The following is a 6,432-nucleotide window of genomic DNA, read 5'->3' on the forward strand; positions in this document are numbered from 1 at the left end:
TTATTTGAACAAGCAAAAAATGCACAAATGGGAGAAATGATAGGAAATATTGCACATCAATGGAGACAACCTTTAAGTACGATTAGTGTTCTTGCTAGTGGTTTAAAAATGCAAAAAGAGTTTAATTTACTCGATGATAAGATATTAATTGAATCTCTTGATGGAATATTAAAAAGTACAAATTATTTAACTGAAACAATTGATACATTTAAAGATTATATAAAAGAAGATAGAACCCTAGAAAAAGTTGTATTACAAGATAGAATAAATAAAGCACTAGATATTGTAAAATCTTCACTTAAAAATAATCATATAAAATTAATTAGTAATATAAATGACATTAAGCCAATTGAAACAATGCTTATTATTGGTGAGTTATCTCAGGTTATTATTAATATTTTAAATAATGCAAAAGATATTATGGTAGAAAAAAATATAAAAGATAGATGGATAGAAATCAATATTCAAGAAATAGATAATAAAGCTATATTAACAATAGAAGATAATGGTGGAGGTATTCCTGAAAAAGTTTTACCTAAAATTTTTGATCCATATTTTACTACAAAACATAAAAGTCAAGGAACTGGTTTAGGTTTACATATGAGTAAAGAAATTATTGAAAAACATTTATATGGAAAACTATATGCTAAAAACAGTGAAAATGGAGCAATATTCTACATAGAATTATCGATTGTAAAATAGTTAATGAAGAAAAAGTTTTAAAACTATTTAATAATTTTTTTGAAAATGTTACAGTAGTAAATGATGGAAATGAAGCTTTATTGAAATATATTCAAAATGATTATGATTTGGTTATTACTGATATAAATATATCTATTATAAATGGATTAGAATTATCAGAACGAATTAGAGCAATAAATAATAAAGCTCCAAACAGAAATACTAAATTTACATAAAGAAATAGAAGAAATGAGAAGTAAAGAAAGAGAAGTTTTAAAGGCTGCTGCTATTATATCTTTAACTCATCATGAAAAATATGATGGAACTGGTTATCCTAAAGCTTTAAAAGATGAAGATATATTCCAACTATTAAAAGATAATAGAGGGAAACATTTCGATCCTATTTTATTAGATTTATTTATGTCTAATATAAATATTTTTTTAGAAATAAGAAATAAATATCAAGATTAAAAAGTTAAATAAAACATAGAAAACTATGTTTTATTTAAAGAAGTTTATCTTAAGCGATGTTTGTGTAAACAGCTTGAACATCATCATCATCTTCAAGTTTTTCAAGTAACTTTCCAATTTCTTCTTGTTGTTCTTCTGTAAATTCTTGAGGATTATTAGAAATTCTCTCTAATTTTGCTTTTGTAAGTTCAATTCCCATATCTTCAAATGCTTTATTTAAAGTACCAAAATCTTTATAATCAGCTGTAACTAAAACAATTCCATCTTCTTCTTCAAGCTCTTCAAGTCCTGCATCAATTAATTCCATTTCTAACTCTTCTAAGTCCATTTCTTCAGTTTTATTAAACTCAAAGATTGCTTTTCTATCAAAGAAAAACTCTAATGAACCAGTAGGTGCCATTTGTCCACCATTTTTATTGAAGTACATTTTAACATTTGCAACTGTTCTTGTATTATTATCAGTTGCTGTTTCAACAAAAATTAAAGCTCCATGAGGACCTTTTCCTTCAAAGTTTACATCAGTATAATTAGCAGAATCTTTTCCACTTGCTCTTTTAATTGCAGCTTCAATATTTGTTTTAGGCATATTTTCAGATTTTGCATTGATAATTGCAGTTCTAAGTGCTGAGTTCATTTCAGGATCAGGAACTCCAGCTTTTGCAGCCATTTCAATAGCTTTAGCAAGTTTAGGGAAAATTCTTGACATTGCTCCCCATCTTTTTAATTTTGACGCTTTTCTATATTCAAAGGCTCTACCCATAATTACTCCATTATTAATTCATTTTTGATGCGATTATAGCCAATTTGTAATAAATTTGTTATTACAGATAATAGTTTAAATCTTACATTCTTTAGAATAAGTTGGATGAATCATATTTTCAGGTTTTAAATACTCATCTAGTTGCGCTTTTGTTAAAAGCTCTTTTTCTAAAACAATATCATAAACACTTCTATTTGTTTCAAGTGCCTCTTTTGCAACTTTTGTTGCATTTGAATAACCAATATAAGGATTTAAAGCAGTTACTAAACCTATAGAGTTAAGTACTAAATCTTTACAAATTTGTTCATTTGCTGTAATCCCATCGATACATTTAAATGCTAATGTTTCAAAAGCATTACACATCATTGAAATTGATTGAAATAAATTATATGCAATAATTGGTTCAAATACATTAAGTTGTAACTGTCCACCTTCACTTGCCATCGTAATAGTTGTATCATGCCCTATTACTTGAAAAGCAACTTGATTTACAACTTCTGGAATTACGGGATTTACTTTTCCTGGCATTATTGAAGAACCAGGTTGCATCTTAGGAAGATTTATTTCATTTATTCCAGCTCTTGGACCACTTGATAATAATCTTAAATCATTACAAATTTTTGAAACTTTTGTAACAATTGATTTTAATGAACCTGATACTAAAACAAATGTAGATGTATCTTGTGTCGCTTGAACTAAATCACAAGCTGTTATAAATGGTTTTTGTGTAACCTCATGTAGTTTTTCTTTTACTAATGATGGATATAAAGGATCTACATTAATTCCTGTTCCAATTGCAGTTCCTCCTAGATTCATTTGAGCTACTAACTCTTTTACTAATTCTATTACATTAATATCATCTGAAATCATTAAAGAAAAAGCTTTAAACTCTTGTCCTAAAGTCATAGGAACAGCATCTTGAAGTTGAGTTCTTCCCATTTTAATTATATTTTCAAACTCTTTTGATTTATTTAAAAAAGATTCACTAAGAACTTCCATTTTATTTTGTAATTTAGATAAGTATTCATATAAAGCAAGTCTTACAGCAGTTGGATATACATCATTAGTAGATTGTGACATATTTACATGATTATTTGGATGAATTATTTCATAAGAACCTTTTTTTTCACCAATTAACTCTAAAGCAATATTTGCAATTACTTCATTTGCATTCATATTAGTTGAAGTCCCTGCACCACCTTGAATAACATCAACTATAAACTCACTATGATATTTTTTTACAAATAATTCATCACAAGCAGAACAAATAGCAAAACAAATTTTTTCATCCAATAAACCTAATTCATAATTAGCCAAAGCTGATGCTTTTTTAACTTGTGCTAATGCAATAATCAGCTTTGGAAAATTTGATAAAGGAACACCCGAAATATTAAAATTATCTTTTGCTCTTAACGTTTGAATTCCATAATAACAATCATCTGAAATCTCTTTCTCACCTAATAAGTCATATTCTATTCTAAAATTATTATCCATTTATTACCTTTTAACAATATTTTTGATTATAACTTATTTTAGTAAACAATTGGATTACGTATCTTTTTATTTACTATTTTCTTTTTTTCCTAAACTTAAATTACTATATTCTATTAATTTATTTTCTACTAAATAGTTTAAACTATTTTTAGGAAACTTTTTATTAGTTCCTCTTTTCCCTGCCTCTTTATTCATTAAAAGTTTTATTCCTTCATCTACATGTTTTATTGCATAGATTTTGAATTGTCCTTTTTTAACATATTGGAGAACCTCTTCTTTTAACATAAGGTTTTCAATATTTGCATATGGAATAATTACATTTGCATGGAAATTTTCATCTTTTAATTTACAAACATCAAAGAAACCTTCTATTTTTTCATTTACTCCACCAATTGCTTGAACATCACCATTTTGATTTATTGAACCTGTAATTGCAAAACTTTGTCTAATAGCGATATTTGAAATTGAAGATAAAAGAGTATATAACTCAGCTAAAGACGCACTATCTCCATCAATTGTAGAGTAAGATTGTTCAAAAACTAAAGTAGCACTTAAACTCATTACAAAATCTGATGAATATCTTGATGCTAAAAATGAAGATAAAATCATTACACCTTTTGAATGAATAGCACCACTTAGATTTACTTCTCTTTCAATATCAACTACTCCTTCTTTTCCCAATCTTGTTAATGCTGAAATTTTAACAGGCATTGAAAAAGCATAGTTTCCAAAATCAATTACAGATAAGCCATTTATCTGCCCTACTTTTTCTCCTTCTATATCAATAAGAATTGTTCCTTTTTTAATTTCATTGTAGACTTCATCTTTTATTCTTTGACTTCTAAATTTTCTACCATCTAATGCTTTTAATATATCCTCATTTTTTATACTTAAAGCATCTCTTTTTAGGGCAATTAAATTTGATTCAAATAATAAATCAGTAATAGCAGAAAAATCCATTGAAAGATTATTACAATCATCTACAAGTCTTGAACTAAACTCAATAATCCTTCCTAAAGCTTTTTTTGTTAGAGGTAAAAGGTCATGTTTTTTTAATAATGTTGCAATAATATTTGAATAAGACAGAATAGATTCATTATCTCTTATTGTTTTTTCTTCAAAATCTGCTTCTATTTTAAAAAGTTTTTTAAAATCTTCATCCTCTTCATAAAGTAAATAATAGATATATCTTGAACCAATTAAAATAATTTTTGTTTCAAACTCAACACTTTGTGGATTTAAGGTTACACTATTTGTAAGTCCCATTGACTCCTCAACAGTTTCAAGATGGATTTGTTTTGAATTTAGCATTCTTTTTAAACCTTCCCAAGAATAGTGTTGAAATAAAAGTGCTCTTGCATCTATAACTAAATATCCACCATTTGCTCTATGTAAAGAACCTGCTTTAATAAAATTAAAATCAGTTGTTAACGTTCCCATATGAGTAACATGTTCAATACGTCCAAAAAGATTTGAATAGGTTGGATTATTTTCATAAATTATTGGTGCTGTATTTTGCTGTGAATTATCTACAAAAACATTTACATTATAAATATCAAAATTAGGACTATTATCTAAAGCTTGTGAAAATATATTTTCCATTGGGTTTGGATTTTGAAAATTATCATCTTCAATAAACTCTTCAAAATTTTCTATTACATCTTTTTGTACTTCATTTAAATAGTTTGTTACATCTTGAAATTTGGAATATCTTTCTTTTATAGAAATCATAGTTTTAGAAACTACTTCTTCAATAAAAGTATTATCAATCTCTTTCATATTTTCAATGAATTCTCTACTTACTTCCATCTCTTTTTTCGAGTTTTCATCAACTTTTGCTTTGTAAAAAATAATATTTCTTTCAATTAATTCTCTATCTTTTATTGATAAAGATTGAAACTCTTCTGCGTTTAAAGCTTTTCCATTTTTTAAAGGTGATATTGCAATTCCACTTGTTGTATCATTTATAAAAATATCATCTCTTTTTGCTTCATCTTTTAATTTATAAAAAGGCTTATCTTGTTCTTCTTTCATCTTTAATTCAAGCTCTTTTTTTATAGATAAATACTCTTTTTGTTTAAATGTTTGAGGAATTTTTTCTTGTAAACTTACAATTAGTGTTTGCATATCTTTTTTAAATTTTATTCCAAATCCTGAAGGTAGTTTTAATAATAATGGTTTTGTATAGTCTGTAAAGTTGTTTACATAACACCAATCATATAAAACATAATCTTTTTTTGATTTTTCTTTTAATAATTTATTTAAAAGTGAATGTTTACCTACTCCACTATTTCCCATTAAAAAAAGATTGTATCCTGTATGTTTTATACCTAGTGCTGTATTAATAGAGTTTAATGCTCTATTTTGTCCTAAGATTTTATTTGTAGTTTTAAGTTCAGCTGTTGTTCTAAACTTGAAAATTGAAGTATCACATTTTGTATATAATTGGTTTATTTTTAATAATTTAATCATATGAAATCCTTTTTGATTACACAACTATTTAAACCTACTTAAATTATATCACTAAAAACTTCAATTATTATTTGTTATTTAGTCAATATATTTATATTAAGTTTATAAGTAATTTTGTTACAATTACAAATGATTATCAAATATACCCTACTAACAATACTATTTAGTCTATTTTTACATGCAAATGAGATTAAACTTTACTTTAAAAATGACAGTATTACAAATGCACAAACTGCAATGCTAATATTAGAAGCAAAAGATATTACTAATGCAAAGTTAACATTAAACATAGAAAAACCTTTTAATACAAACTTTTATAAAAATCCATTTTTTAAAGATTCTTATTATGCTTTAATACCAATATCTTATTATCAAAAAGCCAATAAATACAAAGTAATCATTTCTTATGATTTAAATAATAAGAAATATTTCAAATCAATTTTCTTGGATATAAAAAATGCAGAGTTTAAAAGTGAAGTTATAAATGTTTCAAAATCAAAATTTAAACCAAATAAACAAAGAGCAGAAAGAACAAAACAAGAGTATAAAGATGC

At 25.6% G+C, this 6,432-nt stretch carries 6 protein-coding genes and 1 pseudogene; 4 read left to right on the forward strand and 3 right to left on the reverse strand.

The genetic code is table 11. From position 1 onward, the window contains the following. From ACERKK_RS10035 to ACERKK_RS10045, 3 genes are all read left to right on the forward strand, one after another. On the forward strand, positions 1-702 hold a 702-nt coding region (locus ACERKK_RS10035; RefSeq protein WP_373772947.1), incomplete at its 5' end, for a sensor histidine kinase. Then, positions 699-917 carry a response regulator transcription factor gene (locus tag ACERKK_RS10040; protein ID WP_373772952.1) on the forward strand — a complete coding sequence of 73 codons (219 nt, stop codon included), beginning with the start codon at positions 699-701 and terminating at the stop codon, positions 915-917. The genes ACERKK_RS10035 and ACERKK_RS10040, both read left to right, overlap by 4 nt. A 13-nt stretch (positions 918-930) precedes the next feature. After that, complete coding sequence (locus tag ACERKK_RS10045) at positions 931-1,152, forward strand: hypothetical protein (protein ID WP_373772948.1); 222 nt, start codon at positions 931-933, stop codon at positions 1,150-1,152. Positions 1,153-1,201: 49 nt separating this feature from the next. Here the strand turns inward: ACERKK_RS10045 and ACERKK_RS10050 are convergent, their stop codons facing one another. The 3 genes from ACERKK_RS10050 to ACERKK_RS10060 form a co-directional block, all read right to left on the reverse strand. Then, entirely contained in the window at positions 1,202-1,912 is a 711-nt protein-coding gene (locus ACERKK_RS10050) for a YebC/PmpR family DNA-binding transcriptional regulator (RefSeq protein WP_373772949.1), read from the reverse strand. 75 nt (positions 1,913-1,987) lie between these two features. Beyond that, positions 1,988-3,406: an aspartate ammonia-lyase gene (gene aspA, locus ACERKK_RS10055; RefSeq protein WP_373772950.1), complete on the reverse strand. Its 1,419-nt coding sequence runs from the start codon at positions 3,404-3,406 to the stop codon at positions 1,988-1,990. Between the two features lie 66 nt (positions 3,407-3,472). Further along, positions 3,473-5,878, reverse strand: a complete 2,406-nt coding sequence (locus ACERKK_RS10060; protein WP_373772951.1) for a Lon protease family protein — start codon at positions 5,876-5,878, stop codon at positions 3,473-3,475. Positions 5,879-5,992: 114 nt separating this feature from the next. On the opposite strand from ACERKK_RS10060, the pseudogene ACERKK_RS10065 reads away from it, so the two are divergent. After that, positions 5,993-6,432: pseudogene (locus ACERKK_RS10065) on the forward strand (hypothetical protein); the annotation flags it as partial.

This window comes from Poseidonibacter sp., assembly GCF_041821165.1.
GTDB lineage: Bacteria > Campylobacterota > Campylobacteria > Campylobacterales > Arcobacteraceae > Poseidonibacter.

What these genes read in the sequence shown, in the direction of transcription:
- ACERKK_RS10045 (WP_373772948.1), top strand. Translation starts at nt 931, where the DNA reads ATGAGAAGTAAAGAAAGAGAAGTTTTAAAGGCTGCTGCTATTATATCT.
- ACERKK_RS10050 (WP_373772949.1), bottom strand. Translation starts at nt 1,912, where the DNA reads ATGGGTAGAGCCTTTGAATATAGAAAAGCGTCAAAATTAAAAAGATGG.
- aspA (WP_373772950.1), bottom strand. Translation starts at nt 3,406, where the DNA reads ATGGATAATAATTTTAGAATAGAATATGACTTATTAGGTGAGAAAGAG.
- ACERKK_RS10060 (WP_373772951.1), bottom strand. Translation starts at nt 5,878, where the DNA reads ATGATTAAATTATTAAAAATAAACCAATTATATACAAAATGTGATACT.